This window comes from Chryseobacterium sp. CFS15 (genome assembly GCF_031118795.1).
GTDB classification, from domain to species: domain Bacteria; phylum Bacteroidota; class Bacteroidia; order Flavobacteriales; family Weeksellaceae; genus Chryseobacterium; species Chryseobacterium indoltheticum.
Map to the genome: position 1 here is coordinate 1 of NZ_JAVHYL010000002.1, position 21,659 is coordinate 21,659.

Annotated in this window: 20 protein-coding genes; all 20 read left to right on the forward strand. The window is 31.6% G+C overall.

All coding sequences use genetic code 11. The annotated features are described in order from the left end of the window. Window positions 1-761: GDP-mannose 4,6-dehydratase (locus OH814_RS02820; RefSeq protein ID WP_308827007.1), on the forward strand; the 761-nt coding region annotated here is incomplete at its 5' end. A 10-nt stretch (window positions 762-771) separates the two neighbouring features. Continuing rightward, window positions 772-1,635: a glucose-1-phosphate thymidylyltransferase RfbA gene (gene rfbA / locus OH814_RS02825; protein ID WP_308827008.1), complete on the forward strand. Its 864-nt coding sequence runs from the start codon at window positions 772-774 to the stop codon at window positions 1,633-1,635. Between the two features lie 41 nt (window positions 1,636-1,676). Beyond that, the gene (gene wecB, locus OH814_RS02830; RefSeq protein WP_308827009.1) at window positions 1,677-2,849 is read left to right on the forward strand and encodes a non-hydrolyzing UDP-N-acetylglucosamine 2-epimerase; all 1,173 of its coding nucleotides are present in this window, start codon (window positions 1,677-1,679) and stop codon (window positions 2,847-2,849) included. 6 nt (window positions 2,850-2,855) lie between these two features. After that, on the forward strand, window positions 2,856-4,001 hold the full coding sequence (locus OH814_RS02835) for a glycosyltransferase (RefSeq protein WP_308827010.1): 1,146 nt from the start codon (window positions 2,856-2,858) through the stop codon (window positions 3,999-4,001). A gap of 263 nt (window positions 4,002-4,264) precedes the next feature. After that, window positions 4,265-5,356 carry a glycosyltransferase family 4 protein gene (locus OH814_RS02840; protein WP_308827375.1) on the forward strand — a complete coding sequence of 364 codons (1,092 nt, stop codon included), beginning with the start codon at window positions 4,265-4,267 and terminating at the stop codon, window positions 5,354-5,356. Further along, window positions 5,349-5,954, forward strand: a complete 606-nt coding sequence (locus OH814_RS02845) for a sugar transferase (RefSeq protein WP_308827011.1) — start codon at window positions 5,349-5,351, stop codon at window positions 5,952-5,954. Before OH814_RS02840 ends, OH814_RS02845 begins: the two co-directional genes overlap by 8 nt. Window positions 5,955-5,963: 9 nt before the next feature. After that, the gene (locus OH814_RS02850) at window positions 5,964-6,605 is read left to right on the forward strand and encodes an acetyltransferase (protein ID WP_308827012.1); all 642 of its coding nucleotides are present in this window, start codon (window positions 5,964-5,966) and stop codon (window positions 6,603-6,605) included. A gap of 359 nt (window positions 6,606-6,964) precedes the next feature. Then, window positions 6,965-7,642 carry a hypothetical protein gene (locus OH814_RS02855; protein WP_308827013.1) on the forward strand — a complete coding sequence of 226 codons (678 nt, stop codon included), beginning with the start codon at window positions 6,965-6,967 and terminating at the stop codon, window positions 7,640-7,642. Between the two features lie 706 nt (window positions 7,643-8,348). Then, window positions 8,349-9,482, forward strand: coding sequence for an aminotransferase class I/II-fold pyridoxal phosphate-dependent enzyme (locus OH814_RS02860; RefSeq protein WP_308827014.1), 1,134 nt, complete (start codon window positions 8,349-8,351; stop codon window positions 9,480-9,482). A gap of 221 nt (window positions 9,483-9,703) precedes the next feature. Then, window positions 9,704-10,273 (forward strand): sugar transferase, encoded by a 570-nt coding sequence (locus OH814_RS02865; RefSeq protein WP_374990543.1) that lies wholly within the window; start codon window positions 9,704-9,706, stop codon window positions 10,271-10,273. A 17-nt stretch (window positions 10,274-10,290) separates the two neighbouring features. Continuing rightward, on the forward strand, window positions 10,291-10,929 hold the full coding sequence (locus OH814_RS02870) for a DUF3575 domain-containing protein (protein WP_308827015.1): 639 nt from the start codon (window positions 10,291-10,293) through the stop codon (window positions 10,927-10,929). Between the two features lie 207 nt (window positions 10,930-11,136). Further along, window positions 11,137-13,485, forward strand: a complete 2,349-nt coding sequence (locus OH814_RS02875) for a polysaccharide biosynthesis tyrosine autokinase (RefSeq protein WP_308827016.1) — start codon at window positions 11,137-11,139, stop codon at window positions 13,483-13,485. A 44-nt stretch (window positions 13,486-13,529) separates the two neighbouring features. Beyond that, window positions 13,530-15,017, forward strand: a complete 1,488-nt coding sequence (locus tag OH814_RS02880) for an oligosaccharide flippase family protein (protein WP_308827017.1) — start codon at window positions 13,530-13,532, stop codon at window positions 15,015-15,017. Between the two features lie 3 nt (window positions 15,018-15,020). Beyond that, window positions 15,021-15,701, forward strand: a complete 681-nt coding sequence (locus OH814_RS02885) for a CatB-related O-acetyltransferase (protein WP_308827018.1) — start codon at window positions 15,021-15,023, stop codon at window positions 15,699-15,701. Continuing rightward, complete coding sequence (locus OH814_RS02890) at window positions 15,698-16,294, forward strand: acyltransferase (protein WP_308827019.1); 597 nt, start codon at window positions 15,698-15,700, stop codon at window positions 16,292-16,294. The genes OH814_RS02885 and OH814_RS02890 overlap by 4 nt, the downstream gene beginning before the upstream one ends. After that, window positions 16,291-17,427, forward strand: a complete 1,137-nt coding sequence (locus tag OH814_RS02895; protein WP_308827020.1) for an NAD-dependent epimerase/dehydratase family protein — start codon at window positions 16,291-16,293, stop codon at window positions 17,425-17,427. Before OH814_RS02890 ends, OH814_RS02895 begins: the two co-directional genes overlap by 4 nt. After that, on the forward strand, window positions 17,424-18,323 hold the full coding sequence (locus OH814_RS02900; RefSeq protein WP_308827021.1) for a glycosyltransferase family 2 protein: 900 nt from the start codon (window positions 17,424-17,426) through the stop codon (window positions 18,321-18,323). The genes OH814_RS02895 and OH814_RS02900 overlap by 4 nt, the downstream gene beginning before the upstream one ends. Window positions 18,324-18,391: 68 nt before the next feature. After that, window positions 18,392-19,612 carry an EpsG family protein gene (locus tag OH814_RS02905; protein ID WP_308827022.1) on the forward strand — a complete coding sequence of 407 codons (1,221 nt, stop codon included), beginning with the start codon at window positions 18,392-18,394 and terminating at the stop codon, window positions 19,610-19,612. 17 nt (window positions 19,613-19,629) lie between these two features. Next, on the forward strand, window positions 19,630-20,772 hold the full coding sequence (locus tag OH814_RS02910; RefSeq protein ID WP_308827023.1) for a glycosyltransferase family 4 protein: 1,143 nt from the start codon (window positions 19,630-19,632) through the stop codon (window positions 20,770-20,772). A 51-nt stretch (window positions 20,773-20,823) separates the two neighbouring features. Next, window positions 20,824-21,636 (forward strand): glycosyltransferase family 2 protein, encoded by an 813-nt coding sequence (locus OH814_RS02915; protein WP_308827024.1) that lies wholly within the window; start codon window positions 20,824-20,826, stop codon window positions 21,634-21,636. The last annotated feature ends 23 nt before the right edge of the window (window positions 21,637-21,659 follow it).

The following is a 21,659-nucleotide window of genomic DNA, read 5'->3' on the forward strand; positions in this document are numbered from 1 at the left end:
CCAATCTTTTGAATCTTTGCAAAGAATTCTGGACTTTAAACCCAGATCACACTCACGGAAGATTCCCCAATGAAAAAAGAACAAATCTTTTCTATCATGTTTCTACTGATGAAGTTTACGGAAGTTTAGGCGAAACAGGATTCTTTTTAGAAACCACTTCTTACGATCCGCAATCTCCATATTCGGCTTCAAAAGCAGCTTCAGACCATTTAGTAAGAGCGTATGGAAACACCTATGGAATGCCATTTATTGTTTCCAACTGTTCAAACAATTACGGTCCGAATCATTTTCCCGAGAAATTAATTCCGCTTTGTATTTCGAATATTATTAATGAAAAACCGTTACCAATTTACGGTGACGGAAAATATACAAGAGACTGGCTATTCGTAATCGATCATGCAAAAGCAATTCATCAGATTTTTAATGATGCTAAAACAGGAGAAACTTACAATATCGGAGGTTTCAACGAATGGCAGAATATCGATTTGGTTAAAGAATTAATCAAACAAATGGATGAAAAGCTTGGAAATCCGGCTGGTCATTCTGAAAAACTGATCACTTATGTAAAAGACAGACCAGGTCACGACAAACGCTATGCAATTGATGCTACAAAACTGAGCAATGAGCTGGGCTGGAAACCTTCTGTAACTTTCGAACAAGGATTAGGAAAAACAATCGACTGGTTTTTGGAAAACAAAGAATGGCTGGAAAACGTAACCAGCGGAGATTACCAGAAATATTACGAAAAGCAGTATAATTAAAACATACAAGATGAAAGGTATTATTTTAGCCGGAGGTTCCGGAACACGACTTTACCCTCTTACCATTGCCGTAAGCAAGCAATTGATGCCTGTTTACGATAAACCGATGATTTATTATCCTCTTTCTACGTTGCTTTTAGCTGGGATTAAGGATATTCTGATTATCACAACTCCTCATGATCAAGCAGGATTTATCAAGCTTTTGGGTGATGGTTCACAAATTGGCTGTAATATCGAATATGTAGTACAACCAAGTCCGGATGGTCTTGCACAGGCTTTTATTCTTGGAGATCAATTTGTTGGTGAAGATTCTGTGGCTTTGGTTTTAGGAGACAATATTTTTTACGGTTCAGAAATGGGAACTTTGCTGAAAAACAAAACAAATCCTGATGGAGGCGTCGTTTTCGCGTATCATGTCTCAGATCCCGAAAGATATGGTGTAGTAGAATTTGACAATGACTTTAAAGCCGTTTCTATCGAAGAGAAGCCCTTAAAACCAAAATCAAACTATGCAGTTCCTGGATTATATTTTTATGATAACGAAGTTGTAGAAATTGCCAAAAACATTCAGCCTTCCCCAAGAGGCGAGTTAGAAATTACCGATGTAAACAATGTTTATCTAAGTAAAGGAAAACTGGAAGTCGGTGTTTTAGACAGAGGCACAGCATGGCTTGATACCGGAACTTTTGATTCTCTAAATGATGCTTCAGAATTTGTAAGCGTTATCGAAAAAAGACAAGGTTTCAAAATTGGATGTATTGAAGAAATTGCTTTCAGAAACGGATTCATCAACGAAGAAAAACTTCTGGAAACAGCCACAAAATATGGTAAAAGCGGATACGGTGAATACCTGAAAAAGCTGATTAAAATATAATTTAACGCTTGATACATCAAGTTGAAAGTAAAAAATATATAATGAAAAAACTAAAAGTAATGACGGTTGTAGGAACCCGTCCCGAAATTATTAGATTATCAAGAGTTTTAGATGCTTTAGACGCTTCTGAAGCAGTAGAACATATCATCGTTCATACCGGACAAAACTACGACTACGAATTAAATCAGATCTTTTTTGAAGATTTAGGACTTCGTAAACCGGATTATTTCTTAGAAGCAGCAGGAAAGACAGCCACAGAAACGGTGGGAAATATTTTAATTAAAATAGATCCCTTATTGGAAGAGCTAAAACCCGATGCGTTTTTGGTTTTAGGAGATACTAATTCATGTTTGTGTGCGATTCCGGCGAAGAAAAGACATATTCCTATTTTCCACATGGAGGCAGGAAACAGATGTTTTGACCAAAGGGTTCCTGAAGAAACGAACCGTAAAATAGTAGATCATACCTCAGATATCAATTTAACGTATTCTGATATTGCAAGAGAATATCTTTTAAGAGAAGGATTACCTGCGGATAGAATTATCAAGACAGGGTCTCCAATGTTTGAAGTTCTGAATCATTACCTACCACAAATTGACGCTTCAAATGTTCTTGAAAAATTAAGCTTAGAAGAAGGCAAATTTTTTGTGGTATCATCACACAGAGAAGAAAATATCAATTCTGAGAAAAACTTCAGAGGATTGATGGCTTCTTTAAATGCAATTGCAGAAAAATATCAATACCCAATTATTGTTTCTACGCATCCCCGTACCCAAAACATGATTGATAAGATGCAGATTGAGATGCGTCCAGAAATTCAGTTTTTAAAACCATTGGGTTTCCATGACTATAATGCTTTGCAGAAAAGAGCATATGCCGTACTTTCAGATTCAGGAACCATTTCTGAAGAGTCATCAATTTTAAATTTCAGAGCCTTAAACATCCGCCAGGCGCACGAAAGACCTGAAGCAATGGAAGAAGCAAGCGTAATGATGGTGGGCTTATCTCCTGAACGTATCTTACAGGGATTAGTACAATTAGAAACCCAAGTGGTAGGAGATAGAAATATCCTAATTTCTAATCCCCAATCCCCAACACCCAATTTCCGCCCGGTTTCTGATTATTCAATGCCGAATGTTTCAGAGAAAGTAGTCCGAATTATTATTTCCTATACTGATTATATTAAAAGAACAGTTTGGTCTGAGGAAATCTAGGATAGAATGAATATACTATACATTGGAGGTTTTAAGCTCCCAGATAAAAATGCAGCTGCCCATCGAGTTTTGTCTAATGCAAAAATACTAAGAGATTTAGGCTCGAAAGTATATCTGGTAGGCCAAACGGATGATTTAGATGTAAATTCTGAATCTTTAGTTACTGAAGATTCAGGAGAAGAAAATATTCATATGTTTTCTTCTCCTTATCCAAAAGGGATGGTTAATTGGTTTAAATATATAACTGATATATCTCAAATCAAAAAATATGTAAAAAAATATAATATCGATTGTATAATATTATACAACTATCCTTCTTACAGCACCTATCGATTACTTCCTTTTTTGAGAAAGAATGATATTAAAATTTATGCGGATTGTACTGAATGGTACGGGAAATCTTCAGGGAATTTCATAAAAAAAATCGTTAAAGATTTTGATACATGGTTTCGTATGGAAAGGATAAATTTTAAATTGGATGGTGTAATATGTATTAGTACATATTTAGAAAATTATTATAAAAATACAAATACGATTTTAGTTCCACCTTTAGTAGATGTAGAAGAAAATAAATGGAAAGAAGTAAATAATGTTAGTCAAGAAAATAATCAACCTATTACATTCGTTTACGCTGGTCAGCTTGGTGGAGAAAAAGACAGATTAGTAAAAGTAATAGAAATTCTATTGGAATTGAAAAACAAACACAATTATCATTTTATTTTTAAAATAGTAGGAATGACAAAAAGTACTTATCTAAAATACTATGATTTGAAAGAGTTAGATAATTCAATAAAATTTTATGGAAGACTTTCTCATATAGAGACACTTAAAGAAGTGAAGAAAAGTGATTTTGTTTTGTTTTTTCGTGAAAAAAACCGAGTAAATATGGCAGGATTTCCTACTAAATTTGTTGAGGCAATTACTTGCGGAATCCCTATTTTAACGAATAATACAAGTGATTTACATGTTTATCTTAAAGAGGATGTCAATGGTTATTTTGTAGGTGAGACTAATGAAAGTCTTTCCGAGAAATTTAAGAAAATACTTGATTTAGATAAGAATAAAATACACAATTTAAAAAGTAATATTTTAGAAAAAAACCCTTTTGATTACAGATTGTATTACAATGATTTTGAAAATATTCTGAAATAGAATATACCCACTATTATACTCTTTCTTTCTAAATTTCAAGTTCAATCTATAATGTTAATATGAACTTACAAATCTGAAACAAGGCTAAGTTTATCCTAAAGGTCATATACACAAAGAAATTTTGAACAGAGATTCTATAGGATTAATTAAAAAAATAGATTAATATAATTTAATAATTTTGAAATAAATTGAAAAATAAACTTATTCGTATTACAACCGTTCCAACATCTTTAAAAATCCTTTTAAAAGGACAGCATCGCTTCATGTCAGAAAAAGGTTTTGAAGTTATAGGTATTTCTTCACAAGGAAAAGAATTAAACGAAGTACACGATGACGAAGGAATAAAAGTTATTCCAATTCATATGTCACGCAAAATTACTCCGTTGCAAGACATAAATTCACTTTGGAAAATGTACAAATTTATAAAGCAAGAGCAACCTCAAATTGTGCATACCCATACCCCAAAAGCTGGAATAATAGGAATGTTAGCTGCAAAATTGGCAGGAGTTCCTATTCGATTACACACGATTGCTGGTCTTCCATTGATGGAGGCTGTTGGAAATAAACGAAAAGTCTTAGATTTTGTTGAGAAATTAACATATTCATCTGCAACTAAGGTTTATCCCAATTCAAAAGGATTATACGACTTTATATTACAAAATAATTATACTTCAATAGATAAATTAAAAGTAATTGGAGAAGGGTCTTCAAATGGAATTGACACTAAGTTCTTTTCTAGTCAATATTTTTCGCAAGAAAATCAAGCACAACTAAATATGAAACTAAACATTCAACAAGATGATTTTGTTTTTGTATTTGTTGGACGTTTGGTAGGTGATAAAGGAATCAACGAATTAATAGAAGCTTTTTCACAGCTCACAATTCCTAAATCAAAACTATTATTAGTTGGGCATTTAGAAAGCGATTTAGATCCTTTACTCTCAGAAACCGTGAAAGAAATCGAAACAAATCCCAATATCATCAGTGTTGGTTTCCAAAAAGATGTACGTCCTTACTTTACTATTTCAGACTGCTTAGTTTTCCCTAGTTACCGTGAGGGGTTTCCAAATGTAGTTATGCAGGCTGGAGCAATGGGTTTGCCGAGTATCGTTTCTAATATTAACGGTTGCAACGAAATAATTATAGAAGGAGAAAACGGAACGATAATTCCTGTTAAAGATTCCGAAGCTATAAAATCAGCAATGCTAAAAATGATAGAGGATAAAGAATTTTATTTTAAGCTAAAAGAAAATTCTCGCTCAATGATACAATCTCGATATGAGCAAGCTGTTGTTTGGCAAGCTCTGTTAGAAGAATATACACAATTACTTAAAGAAAGGAAACTTAATGTATAAATTTATATTTAAAAGACTTTTTGATTTTACATTTGCCTCCATAGGCTTATTGCTTTTAAGCCCCATCTTCATTATTGTAACCATAGGTTTATATCTTGCAAATAATGGAAAACCGTTCTTCTTTCAAGCTCGACCTGGTTTAAATGAGAAGATTTTCAGCATCATCAAGTTTAAAACAATGAACGATAAAAAAGATGCAAACGGAGATCTTTTATCTGATGCCGAAAGATTAACGCCAATTGGTGCTTTTGTGCGCAAAACTTCTTTAGATGAAATACCACAGCTCATTAATGTTTTAAAAGGAGATATGTCTCTAGTTGGTCCAAGACCCTTGCTACCACAATATTTACCTTTATATAATGATGATCAAAAGCGCAGACACAATGTTCGTCCTGGGATTACAGGTTGGGCACAGGTAAACGGAAGAAATGCCATTTCATGGACAAAAAAGTTTGAATTAGACGTTTGGTATGTAGATCATGTTTCATTATTTACAGATATGAAAGTTTTCTTTACCACATTTAAGAAAGTGTTCAAAAGTGAAGGGATTTCACAAAATGGACAAGCAACAATGGAAGCATTTAATGGAAATAATTAAAAATATAATATGAAAAAAATAGCAATTTTAGGTGCTGGTGGTTTTGGGAGGGAAGTAAAAACAATTATTGATGCAATTAATAAAGTAAATCCCACATACAATTTTATAGGTTTCTTTGATGATGGAATTGAAAAGGGGTTGCTAGTTAATAATTATGATGTTTTAGGGGGAATTAGTGATATTAATAAATATGATGAAGATTTATCAATTGTTGTATGCATTGCCGATCCCAGAATAAAGAAAAAAGTAATTTCTACGATCAATAACTCTCATATTGATTTTCCTAGTATCATTCATCCTAAAGCCTCAATTACCAATGAGTTTGTAACAATCGGTAAAGGATGTATTATTTGTGAAGGAACAATCATTACATGCAATATTGAAATTAAAGATTTTATAATTTTGAATTTAATGTGTACAGTAGGACATGATACTGTAATTGGAGATTATTGCTCTTTTATGCCATCTGTAAATATCTCTGGCGAAGTTAAAATTGAGCAAGGAGTATATGTTGGCACAGGAGCGAAGATTATTAATTTATTAGATATTGGTGAAAACACAATTGTTGGAGCTGGAGCGGTAGTGTCAAAAAGTTTACCTGCAAATTGTACGGCAGTAGGAATACCCGCTAAGCCTATTAAATTTCACTAATAAAATTATAAACAATTCAAAAATGTGATTATCCTCCTTACGCATGATAGGTAAGAACAAGAATATGTTAAAGAAATATTTGAGGTAAATTAATAGCATAATTAAATAGGTTCTTTTACAGGCGGTTTCAAAATATTTTGAACTCTTTTTCAAATAATAAAGTAGAAGTAATAGGACTTCCTTAGCTTTAATTGAATCGGATGTAAGATATAGTGATGTTAATATTTTTAGCAGTTTTCCTTAGATTTTTGTTTTTAACATAATGTAATATTGTTTTGAGATCATTGTGTTTTTATTAGTTCAATTACTGTTTGTATGTGATAAAATCATATATTTGATATAATTTAAATAAAAACACAATGACGACAAAACAAACCAATCGGCTGGAGATGGCCAAAACATTAAAACAACTTTTTTCTGTTGAGCAGGCAGCATATGCAGAAAATAATCCTCTTATCACCAGAGTATCAGAGCTCAATACTTTCATTGAAAATATTGATGTAATAGCAGGAGTTCAGAACATCGATACTACAGCAAATACTTCTCTCAAGACCAATGCTAAAGCATTGATGATCAATCTTACTGTAGCTTACGCCAATACCGCAGCAGATTTTTTTGACGGGAAAGACAGCCCTCTTAGTAAACAGCTCACTACCAATAAATCTAAAATACAGCGTCTGAGCGGCGTAGAGGCAAAAATCTATTGCGATAAGTTGTACAAGCTGGTGGCAGATAATAAGGTAAGCCTTAGCCCAGATTACGTTACTGCTGCAGAACTGCAGGAGTGGCAGAATGCGATCACAAATTTTGACGCCAAAGCCTATGATGCCGGTCTCACCATAGATACAACACAAAATGCCACTCGCGAACTTGATGAAGAGTTTAAGAAGCTGAAACAATGTATTACAAAAATTGACAGGCTTATGAAAAAATATGATGTACTGAATTTGTCACTATACGGAAAATATAAAATATCAAGAAAAATTTCAGACCTTGGTACCCGTCACAAAAATGACCTTCCTCCTGAACAGTTATAAGATAAACCTAAAACATAATCTGATAAGATCATTGATATCTATCAGTACGAATTCTGCAATACAATACCTCGGTTTCAGCCGAGGTATTGTATTGTAAGCAAATGAAATTAAGCGAACTGACGTGGTAATGAAATTAGTCATTCAGCCTTGGAGTGAGTGCTAGTAAGTAAGTACTTTATTGGTAAACCGAAGTTAATAGGTTAGAACCTATCGTAATTTGGTTATTTTACTATGTATAACAGAGAGATAGCATTGCAAAGGGTAAAGATATTTTTGCGACTAAGACAGATGCATTTGCATAACTAAGAGATCAATTGATAAAGCGGGTATCTTGTGTTGATAAATGTACAGATACATTTGCGATGAGGGCGGATGTCTTTATTCAATAGACAGATGATTTTGTCAAGGGTATAGACTAGTTTGCGACTCAGGCAGATGTATTTGCACAGCTGACAGACAAGTTGACAAGGCAAACGGTTTTTGTTGAGAATGATACCGATAAGTTTGAGAGTAGGGCAGATGCATTTACGCAATAATTAGATGTTTTTGTTAAGTATACAGATAAGCTTGCAGGTAGGGCAGGTAAATTTCTTTTTAACATTGACAACCGGTAATTGACAATTAAAAATTACAAATTTATTTAAAGAAGAATTACCGATTATTCTGCAATTAGAATTAAATTTGGGGGTAATAAAAACGGAATAGTATGCAAAGTAAAATATGGCTCTCTTCCCCACACATGGGAGGTAACGAACAAAAATATGTTAATGAAGCCTTTGATGCCAATTGGGTAGCACCATTAGGACCAAATGTTGATGGCTTCGAAAAAGATATTGAGAGTTTTTTAAATGCTGATGTAAAAGTAGGAGCTCTTTCTGCTGGAACAGCAGCACTTCATTTGGCATTAATTGAATGTGGCGTTGAACATGGTGATGAGGTAATCTGCCAATCGATGACATTTTCAGCTTCTGCTAACCCAATCGCTTACTGCGGTGCAATTCCCGTTTTCATAGACTCAGAAAAAGATACCTGGAATATGTGTCCAATAGCTTTGGAGGAGGCAATTCAAGATAGAATTACAAAAGGCAAAAAGCCAAAGGCTATTATTGTTGTTCATTTGTACGGAATGCCTGCAAAAATGGATGAGATCACTGCTATTGCTAAAAAATATGAAATTCCCTTAATTGAAGATGCAGCAGAAGCATTAGGCTCCACTTATAAAGGAAAAGCTTGCGGAACGTTCGGCCGCTTCGGTATTTTGTCTTTTAACGGAAATAAAATCATTACCACTTCCGGCGGCGGGGCATTGGTTTGTCACAGTCAGGAAGATAAAGATAAGGCTGTTTTTCTTTCGACTCAGGCCAGAGATAATGCTCCTCACTATCAACATTCACATATTGGATATAATTATCGAATGAGCAATATTGTGGCTGGTATCGGCCGCGGACAAATGGAAGTTCTAAACGACAGAGTAAATGCACGCAGAAAAATGCACGATTTTTATGTTGATGTTTTTAAAGATATTGAAGGCGTAACCGTTTTTTCAGAGCCGACTGAAGATTATTACTCCAACCATTGGTTGTCAGCAATTATAATTGATGAAAAAATAGCTGGAAAAAATCGTGAAGATTTAAGATTGGCTTTTCTTGAGGATAATATAGAATCAAGACCACTTTGGAAACCTATGCATCTGCAGCCGATATTTGCTGAAGCTCCTTATTATGGAACAGATGTATCTGAAAAATTATTTGATAATGGTCTATGCCTGCCTTCAGGATCGAATCTTTCTGATGCTGATAGAGAACGAATCGAAAAGATAATCAGAAAGTTTTTCTCTTAACGATCAGAAATGGCGCTTTTCAAAATTAAATAAAATTAATACTTTAGTAAAATTACACTGCTTTATTTCTCCCGGAAATAAGCAGTGTAATGTTTATCAATGGTTTATAATATTTTTGTGAGGAATTCTTACCCCATAGAATCCACTTATAACCCTGTTTTAAAATTCTCATTTATAAAAAATCAACTTCTTTCATTATATTTACAGCCCAATTTGATTAAGTGAAAAAGAAATATCCCTGGTGGAAAGCAATAATGGATTTTACTCTTGGTTTTATCGGCATTGTTAGTTTGCTGCCTGTTTTTTTTATTTTAATGATAATCGCATCATTTGATACGGGGTTTCCGGGTATTTTTATGCAGCAAAGAATTGGAAGATTTGGAAAAACATTTATTATTTACAAGTTCAGAACGTATCATACTAAAACATTTACAAAATCCTCTATTGGACGATGGATGAGAAAAACCAAACTGGATGAACTACCACAGCTGTTTAATATCCTTAAGGGAGATATGTCACTGGTTGGCCCTAGACCGGATATTGCAGGATATTATGATGTTCTTCAGGGAGAAGAACGATTAATTTTAGAACTAAAGCCCGGATTAACAAGTGAAGCCGGAATTAAATATAGAAACGAAGAAGAAATTTTAAAACAACAGAAAGATCCGTTACTGTATAATGACAGGATTCTTTTTCCTGAAAAAGTGAAAATGAATCTTAATTATTACCATACTCTTTCTTTTAAAAATGATATGTATATTTTACTTAAAACTTTCTCTGTTTTAAGATAATGATGCTGAAAATAATTATGAAGTTCACAGAAAAATTCTTGTCAAAAACTCTTTTGATAGCTTTTGTTTTTTTATTGATAAAAATAAAGGGACAACAAACCGAGATTAAGCTAAATGCAGCGTTTGTTCCATTAACAATGTTAAATGTTGCTATAGAAAAGCCACTAAATAAAAAGTTTTCTATACAGGCGGAGGGTTTTATATCCCCTTGGAAATCACTTTACGGTAAAAATATGCAGTTCTATATGGGAACGCTGGAAGGGCGCTATTATTTTGATGAAGTGATGAAAAAATGGTATATTGGAGCTTACGGTTCTATCGCTGCTTTCAATATCCAGAAGTGGAATTACTTAAGATCTACTGTAGTGTATGATGCTAATGGTAACCCTGAGCTCTTGTCAAATGGAAATGTCCGCGTGACAGAGCGTTATCAAAAAGGGTTAGCTTTTATTATCGGGATTAGTGGCGGTTACCATTATAGTATTAATGATCAGTGGGGATTAGATATTTATGCAGGAATAGGAGCAACGCAATCATTATACAAAGGCTATTTTAAAGATAATAATGTACGCTACGACGGTGCAGAAGGTTGGAATAAAAGTGGAGAAGTGATTCCGACAAGAGGTGGGGTAATGCTAACTTATAAATTGAAGTAAATTTTAGCTCTTTTTTTAATAATTTGCAATTATTACAGAAGAAAATAGATTAATTATAATATGTATCTAATTATGATAAATGATAATTAGCAAGTTTATATAAAATGACATATTCACTGCCGTGTATTTATAAAATATAGATATATTTGCAAAGTTTATAATAAAATAAATAAAAAACAATCCTAATTCTCAATATAATCCAAAAGCATGGATAGCAAAAAAAATAAAGAAATTAATTTTAAAGAACTTATCAATCCATATTTAAAAAACTGGAAATATTTCGTAGGGATGGTTTTTCTTATGGGTTTATTGGCAATTTTTTATATAAAATCAAAATCTCCAGTTTATAAAGCGCAAACTTCTGTTCTCATCAAAGATGCAAAAAAAATGTCTGCAGCATCTGGCGATATTGGTGTTCTTCAAAGTTTAGGTGGTCTTAATGGGATGGGAACCAGTAGTATAGAAAATGAGGTGGGAGTTTTTGAATCTAAAACAATTGTGGAAGATGTCTTAAAAGAGCTTAATTTCCAAACTACTTTTTATGCTAAAAATGGGTTAAAGAAAGTTGAATTGTATGGGGAATCTAATCCATATATTGTTCGTGTCATTCAAGAAAAAGAGAATGTAGAATTACCCAAAAAGCCAATATCAATTTCTAGCAAAGGAAATAATATTATATTATCATCAGATGAATTTGAAAAAGATATTACAACTTCTTTCGATAAGACTACGAGTCTACCTTTTGCCATTATAATGATCAGCAAAAATCCTACTTATAAAGCACCTTATAAAGTTGATATGTCAGATATTTCTTTTTATTATTCAACTTTTGATAATACGGTTATCGATTATCAAAGTTCTTTAATTGTAGATTTATTAGATAAAGACGGAACTATTATAACATTGGCAGTAGATTTTGAAAATAAAGACAGAGCAAAAGATTTCTTAAACAGATTAATTAGGCAATATAATATTTACGCAATAAATGATAAAAATATAGAATCTAAAAAAACAAAAGATTTTATTGATAAAAGAATTGTTCTTATTTCGAGAGAATTGGGTGACGTAGAGACTAAGAAAGAAGGATATAAATCATCTAATAATATAGTAGATTTGCCGACAGAAGCTCGTATCAATCTGCAAATGAAAGAACAAAGTAAAGCCCAAATATTAGAATTTGAAACGCAGTTGGAACTTAATAATATTCTTCAGAGTACTTTGAAGAAAAAAAATGCCGGGGATTTATTACCATTTAATATCGGTTTGCTTGATGAGACTTCTGTGAAATCAATTCAGGAATACAATAATCTTGTTCTCCAGAGAAATAGATATTTGGAACAAGCTACACCAGACAATCCCCTGGTTAAGAACATTAATGCACAAATAGATGATATGAGATCATCCTTGTCTGAAACTTTGCAAAAAAATGAAACAACATTAGCATTGGCTAAAAGACGAGTAGAATCACAGCTAGGTAACTCTGAAAATATGATTGGTAAAATCCCAAGTCAGGAGAAGTTATTTAGAAGTATTGAAAGGCAACAGCAAATAAAAGAAAGTCTTTATCTATTACTTTTACAAAAAAGAGAAGAAGCTGCAATCAGTATGGAGATTACTTCAGAAAAAGCGAGAGTTATCGATAAAGCATTTGTTTTTAAAAAACCAGTTTCCCCTAAAAAAATGGTGATTCTTGGTGTTTTTCTTTTAATCGGAGCATTGATACCTTTTTCAATTATCTATCTGAAAAATATGCTTCAAAGCACAGTAATTACAAGATCAGATATTGCTAAACTTACAAAGCTTCCTGTAATTGCTGAAATTCCGAAGCTTAAAAATAAGCATAGCGCTTTGGTTAGCTTTAATGATGTTTCTCCAATTGCAGAAGCATTCAGGATATTCGTAACCAATCTGAAGTTCTTAGTCCAATCTAAAGAAGGTGCTCAGATTATCATGGTAACATCATCTGTAAAAGGTGAAGGTAAAACATTTGTATCTACAAATCTATCTATTATTCTGGCCTCTTCACGTAATAAAGTTTTAGTGATTGGTGCAGATGTTAGAAACCCTCAGTTACAGCGTTATAATCCTTCTATGAAATCAGCACGAGGTCTTACTGAGTTTTTGAGCGGAGATGAAAATTCCGTTAATGAAATAATCCATCCGAGTGGTTACAATGATAATTGTGATTTTATATATTCGGGATCTATTCCTCCAAATCCTACAGACCTTTTAGAAAATGGTAGGTTAGATGAGCTTTTGGTTTTAGTGAAAAATCTTAATAAATACAAGTATATTGTATTAGATACCGCTCCACTTTTACTTGTTACAGATTCTTTTTTAATTGCTGATAAAAGTGATGCCATTGTATATGTGACAAGATCTGAAGTGACTGAAAAAGATTATTTTGAATTCTTGAATCATTCTATCAAAGACAAAAAACTGAATAATGTTGGTATTGTCTTGAATGGGGTAAATGAATCAAACTTAGGGTACGGAAATAAATACGGATACGGCTATAATGCAGAAGAAAAGAAATGGTGGCAAAAATTTTTTTAATATGATTCAAGGGAATTTTTAAATGATTTTTACTCTTAAAATAAATGGATTTTTCTTCAAAAAAACTCACAATAAATGCTTTATCAGCTGTTTTACAAGTTGTATTTACAGCATGTCTGTACTTTTTTTTATATAAATATTTACTGGAAGAATTAGGAGTTGAGCAATTAGGAATTTGGTCACTTATTCTATCATTCTCCTCTATTGCAAATTTGGCTAATTTAGGTTTAACCTCAGGGCTGGTGAAGTTTGTTGCGGAATATCTTTTAGAACAAGATAAGACGAAACTTGGGAAACTGATATTTACCTCAATTGTGTCAATGTCTATACTATTTGGATGTATAAGTCTGATAATCTTATTTTTTGCTGAATTTTTGTTGAAATATGCTATTGATTTAAAATTTTTAAGAATAGCTTTAGAAATACTCCCATTTTCATTAGCTTCTTTATGCATTAATGCTATTGGAGGAGTTTTTACATCTGTATTGGAAGGTTATCAAAAAAACTATATACGGAACTTTATCTACATTATTTCTGGAATTATAATGTTTGGGGGAACAATTATTTTGACACCTGAATATCATCTAAAAGGTGTAGCTATATCTCAGTTATTACAGTCAATATTTATTTTTCTTACAGCATTAGTTTTCACAGTTAAAATAAACCCTAATAATCAATTAAAATATTGGAAATGGAGTTTACAATCATTTAAAGAATTATTTAGCTACGGATACAAATTTCAGTTAGTATCTATAAGCCAATTATTGTATGAGCCGGCTACAAAATTTCTTTTAACAAAATATGGAGGGTTAGGGCTTCTAGGGCATTATGAAATGGCAACTAAGGCAGTAAATCAATTCAGAGCATTATTAACCAACGCAAATCAGGTAGTAATACCTATAATAGCAGAAAAAACAAAATCAGGTGAAGCTTCTTTCTTACAAAGTTTTTATGTGAAAATGAATCATATTTTAATATTGATTAGTCTGCCACTCTCTACAATTTTAATAATTGTAGCACCATATATATCTTTAATATGGATAGGAGATTTTAATGATGATTTCATTTTCTCTATATTTGTTTTAACCGTAATGACATTTATTAACATAATGTGTGGTCCTGCATATTTCAGTTCATTGGGAGAAGGAAGACTAAATATTTTAGTAATGGTACATGTCGGAATGGCAATTGTAAACCTTGGTTTAGGAATTGTTTTAGGAGAATTAATAGGTGGTTACGGAATAATTTTGGCTTGGGGAATCGCCCTTTCACTTGGTTCACTTATTTTAATAATAAATTATAATCGTTCAATAGATATAAAATTTGCGGATATTTTCAAAAGATCTGAAATTAGCTTATTTATTGTAAGTTTGATCATAGTTGTGCTTAATATAATTTCATATCAATTACTTTCTTCAGAGAATATCATCTTGAGAATAGGAATTGTACTCTTATCTCTATTATTATTTTTACCAATAATTATTAAAAATGATAACGTCAAACAGTTAAAATCAACTATTAAAAAATACTAAGAAATGTTTGATAAATCTCTTCTTCAAAACCCAATCTCCGAATATTTGAGATGGCTAAAAACTAAATATAGTTATCAGTCAAAATATGAGGGACTAAGAATTGGTTATCAATCAAAATTGATTAATGTTGATTTTGGAAGATTTAATATGATTGCTACAAACGTTACAATTATTAATTCTTCAATTGCAGATTTCTCATATATTTCTGACAGATCTGTAATTAGTGAGACTCAAATTGGTAAATTTTGTTCCATAGGTCCAAATGTAAGAACTGGACCAGGAAAACATCCAACACATACATTTGTTAGTACACATCCATCGGTCTATTCAAATCCTTCAAATTTGTTGAAAAATTTTTGTAGAAAAAATCATTATGAATATAACAAGCAAATTACAATAGGAAATGATGTTTGGATTGGCGCAAATGCTATTATTTTAGACGGAGTTACTATTGGAAACGGAGCAATCATTGGTGCTAACTCTGTAATCACTTCTAATGTTGATCCTTATTCTATTGTTGTTGGTATACCTGGTAAATTGGTTAAACAAAGGTTTACAGAAGAAGAAATTGATTTTTTATTAAACTTTGAGTGGTGGAATAGAAGTGATGAATGGATACAGGCAAATACAGAATATCTTATGGATATAAAAAAGTTTATTTTACAAAATTCAATTGCGAAATGATACTATCTAAGTTATATTACATATTAGTACGTTATCCTCTTAATAAATTGAGATTTGGAGCTTTTGGCTATCAATCCCATATTAATCATGTGATACGTATTGAGATGCCACAAAATATTTTTATAGGAAAAAATGTTTCGGTGGGTAAATTTGCATGGTTAGCGGCTAATCCATTAACAGGATTTCATGAATGTAAATTAATCTTAGGAGATAATACTTACATCGGAAATTCAGCTCATATATATTGTACAAAAAGTATTACTATTGAAAACTCTGTCTTAATTGCCGACAGAGTTTATATTTCTGATAATCAGCACGGATTTAAAGATATTGAACGTCCAATAATTGAACAGCCTATTGTTCAACTAAATGATGTAGTAATAAAAGAAGGAGCCTGGATAGGGGAGAATGTCTGCATTTCCGGAGCAAGTATAGGTAAAAATAGTATTGTTGGAGCAAATTCTGTGGTAACAAAAGATATTCCAGATTATTGCATTGCAGTAGGTGCACCAGCAAAAATTATAAAACGTTATTCGGTTGAGAAACAAGATTGGTTTAAAACCGATGACAAAGGGAATTTTATTGAAATATGAAAAATGTATTGATAACCGGAGGAGCAGGCTTTATTGGATCCAATATTGCTCTTAGTTTAATAGATAAAGGTATAAATGTTACTGTTTTAGATAATTTGTCAACCCAAATTCATGGTGATAATCCTGAGAAAACCTCTGCACTTTATAATCAGATTATTGGTAAAGTGACGTTTATAAAAGGTACCGTTACTTCAAAAAAAGACTGGAGTAACGCTATAAAAGACCAAGATGCAATTATTCATTTGGCAGCTGAGACGGGGACAGGTCAGTCAATGTACGAAATTCAGAAATATATAGATGTTAATATTGGTGGAACTGGTCTAATGCTAGATATTTTAGCCAATAATGAGCATCAGATTAAAAAAGTGATTGTGGCTTCTTCCCGCGCCATTTATGGTGAAGGTAAATATGAATGTACTACACACGGAATCGTTTATCCAACAGAAAGGAATGATAGCGAAATGGCAAAAGGTGATTTCTCATGTAAATGCCCTATATGTAATGAAGTAACTTCTATATTACCTACTACTGAAGACAGTAAAATACATCCTACCTCAGTGTATGGTATCACAAAGCAGAATCAGGAGCAATTGGTTTTAACGGTTTGTAAGTCTTTAAATATTGGAGCTGTTGCTTACAGATACCAAAATGTTTATGGACCGGGACAATCTTTATTAAACCCATATACAGGGATATTATCTATTTTTTCTACAAGAATAAAGAACGGAAACCCTATTAATATATTTGAAGATGGTAAAGAGACTCGTGATTTTGTATTTATAGATGATGTTGTAGAAGCAACCATATTGGGATTACAAAATGACAATGCTAATGGGGAGGTTTATAATGTTGGGACAGGTATTGCAACTGATGTTATCACTGTTGCCAATACTTTGGCTAAATATTACGAGCGTAAAATTCCGATACAAATTTCAGGAAACTATAGACTTGGAGATATAAGACATAATTTTGCAGATATTAGCAAAATAAAAACAGAATTAGGTTTTGAACCTCAATGGTATTTTGAAAAAGGGATTAAAGCATTCACAAATTGGGTAAATGATCAGGAAATTCCTGAAGATAGATACGAACAATCTATTGAAGAAATGAAAAATAAGGGCTTGTACAAATGAATAGAAAAATAGGCATTGTAACTGTTTTATATAATAGTGAGTCTGTACTTGAAGAGTTTTTTGAAACATTAAATAAACAGACCTATAAAAACTTTATATTATATGTCATTGATAATTTGTCGCCAGATGGGTCCTTAGAATTAAGTGAAAAATTAGCAAGTTATTATCAGTTTAGAACCATAATTATCAAAAATGAGGCAAATTATGGAGTAGCCAAAGGTAATAATATCGGGATTAGAAAAGCTTTAGCTGATGATTGTGAGTTAGTACTTTTATCAAACAATGATATTGCACTTGAAGATGATTCAATTAATAGATTATTAATTGGTTTAGACAAAAACAACGCAAATATGGTGGTGCCAAAAATTTATATTTATGGCACAAACAAAATTTGGGCTGCCGGAGGAGGTTTTATCAAAAAAAGCGGGCTTACTCTACATTTTGGACAAGAGCAGGAAGATAAAGGACAATTTAATATTGACCAAAAAGTTGATTATGCACCAACATGTTTTATGCTCATCAAAAAAGAAGTGTTTGCTGAAGTTGGGTTGATGGACGAAAATTATTTTGTCTATTATGACGATACAGATTTTGTATATCGAGCATTGAAAGAGTATGGTAAAGAATTGTGGTATGTTTCAAATTCTAAAATTTATCATAATGAATCTACATCTACGGGCAAAATGAGCGACTTTTCGATTAAATTTTTATGGAGAAACTTAGTTTATTTTGCACTAAAGAACTATAGACCTTTATACGCCGGATATGTGTTAATTTATAATTTTTTATATATTCTCATCATATTATTTTTCAGATATCCCACAAGACAATGGAAAATTGCGTTAAATGGCTATAAAGAAGGTTTAAATTTATACATTAATAATAAGCCAATATGATATAATTGATACATGTTAATGATTTATGATATGTTTTTAAAGAATCAAAATAGAAAAAAGAATAATTAATGGAGCCTACATTTAGCTATAATTATTCACCACCATATGTTTTCCTCTTTTTTATATTTTTTTTCCTTTTCTTATGGGAAAATAAAATTAGAAAAAATGATGGAAATATAAAAACTGTCAGATACTTATGTATGCTGGTTTTCTTTATTTTTTTTGGATTTCGGGGATATTTAGATACAGATTTTGTTGTGTATTATCCGGTTTATGAAGATGCTCCTACACTTGCAGATCCCAAAGGTGTACTTAGATTTTTTTCAGGCGTTAATAAAGATTATCTTTTGAAAATAGAGCCTGGGTTTAAGACGCTAATAATTCTTCTTAAAAGTATTTGGGAAGACTATTTTTTCCTTCAAATTGTATCGGCTCTGATTGATGTATTATTTCTAAACTATTTTTTTAAGAAGTATTCTCCTCAATATGTATTAGGGTTTATAATGTTTCTGATATTTTCAGGACTTATTATTGAGTTTAATCTACTTAGAAATTCTAAAGCAATATTTCTTTTTATCTACTCCTTACAATTTATAAAAGATAGAAACCCCGTTAAATACTTTATATGTAATGGTATAGGTCTTCTTTTTCACTCTTCTGCGATTTTTTACTTTCCCCTGTATTTTTTTTTACATAAGAAATTTCCACCACAATTGGTTTGGGGTGCTTTTATTCTCGGGAATGTGCTATATCTGGGGCAAATAAAATTTATTACTCCAATTGTTATTGCCATAGGCAACTTTTTTGGGGGAGTATACTCGTTAATGGCTGAAGGCTATTCGGAAGATAGTATGTACAGTACAGGCTATGGAATTACTATGGGATTTATAGAGAAGTTTTTTACATTCATATTGTTTTATTACTCTTATAATAAAATCGGTAAACAGATAAAAGACGAAAAAATGCTCAATATTTTTTTTAATCTGTTCTTTATTTTTACTGTCACTTACCTATTTTTATCAGAATATGCCATATTAATTGATAGAATGACAACTCTTTTTGTAATGTCTTACTGGATATTATATCCATATGTATACACGATTCTTGAGCGAATGTTTAAATTAGTATTTACATTTATACTATTCTTGTTTGGTACTTATAAAATGATTAATTCAAATAATAATATCATCAGAAAATATGAAAATATTTTGTGGGATAAACCTACTATTACGAGAGCATACTATATTATAAATAAACATATAGATAAGATACTTGGTCCAAAAAAATAATTAATCAAATAACTACAATGAAAGTTGCCTTCTTATCTGTTTTCGCTTTGGATGCAAATGCTTCTCTTATTAATGCACTGCGCAAAAAATGTGATGTTTATTTCTTCATAGAAGCTTTATATGAAATCAGCAACTTCATCGATAAGGGTAAATTAAACAAAACTATTACAATAGGTACAGAAGTAGAAGAATTGAAGCGTTTCCGTGACTTTATATCTTTGGATAAAACATATGTCATCAAAGGAACTCGAAATTTAAATATTCTGAAAAAACTTTATATCTCTCACAAAATTAATCAACTTTTAAAAAAAATAAATCCTGATGTTATCATTTTAGACAATTCTATGCTCACCTATTTTGTCTCTACTTTGTCATTTAGGAAAAAAATATTGATGATTGTACATGATCCTTTTTTGCATTCTGGAGAGAATATTGTTATTGACCGATATTTAAGAAAAATGCATTTTAGTCTTATTGAAAACAAAATTCTTTTAAATCAAAATCAAAAAAAAGATTTTATAAAATATCATGATTTTGATCCAAATAATATTCACACTTCCTTTTTAAGTGTCTATAATTTTTTAAACTACCATAAAACAGACAAAAAGCTTATTTCTTCTGGATTTAATATATTATTTTTTGGAAGAATATCACCGTACAAAGGAATTAAATATCTGTTGGAAGCATTTGTTCAAATCTTAGCCACTCAAAATCTCTCCGACATTAGCCTTACAATTGCAGGCAGCGGTGACTTTGATTTTGATATAGAAAGTTATAAGCAATATCCAGAAATAACTTTTATGAATAAATATCTTTATCCGGAAGATTTAGCAAATTTGATTTTTCAATCTTCAGTAGTTGTTTGTCCTTATACTGATGCAACGCAAAGTGGAGTTGTAATGTCTGCATTTGCATTCAAGAAACCTGTGATAGCTAGCAATGTTGGAGGTTTGCCTGAAATGATAGGAGATCAAAAAATGGGTCTTATCATAGAACCCAAAAGCTCTGAAGCGATAGTTAATGCTTTATTAAAATTATACAACGATAGAGATTTGCTACATGAGATGTCTAAAAACATTGAAAAGACTTATTTTTATGGTGAGAAAAGTTGGGATGCTTCAGCAGAACTATTTATTAATGCAATGGAGAATATACGATAATTATTTGATTACCTTTAATACAAGTTTTATACCTATACTTTTTAATACCTGATGCCAGAAGTAACTATTGCCATACCTTTTTACAATGCTGAAAAATATCTAGAGCTAGCTATTATTTCTGTATTGTGTCAAACATTTACAGACTTCACTTTAATGTTAATTGATGACGGTTCTACAGATTCTTCTTTAGAGATTGCACAAAGACATCTCGTTGATAAGAGAGTGAAAGTAATCTCTGATGGTAAAAATATGAATCTAGGTAATCGTCTCAACCAAATACCGGGTCTTACAGAAACCAAATATTTGGCCAGAATGGATGCAGATGATATAATGCACCCTCAAAGATTAGAAAAACAACTCAGAATTTTAAACGATAATCCAAATATAGATGTTTTAGGGGCAAATGCATACTCAATTGATGATGACAACAATGTAGTAGGGCAAAGAATGGATTTTTCAGACGATGAGCTTATTGCGGTAACAACATTTATTCATCCCAGTATTATTGCAAAAACTGAGTGGTTTGCAAATAACCTTTATGATGTATCAGCTTTACGAATCGAAGATTCAGAACTTTGGTTGAGGACAGGTAATAAGTATATATTTATGGCCACTTCAGAACCATTGTTGTTTTATAGAGAAATTGGTAATCAATACTACAAAAAATATTTTAAAGGCTTTCCAGGAGTATTATATATGCTACGAAAAAATAAATTTTCGATAAAACATTGGATCTTTTCAATTAAATATTTTTTAGCAAGTATTATATATATGTTTTTTAATTTTTTAGGAGTAGAATATATCCTTCTGCAAAGAAGAAATAAATTACAGTTTAAGAAAAAAAACTATAGCTTTTACATTTAAAATAAATTCAAAAAGTATAAAAA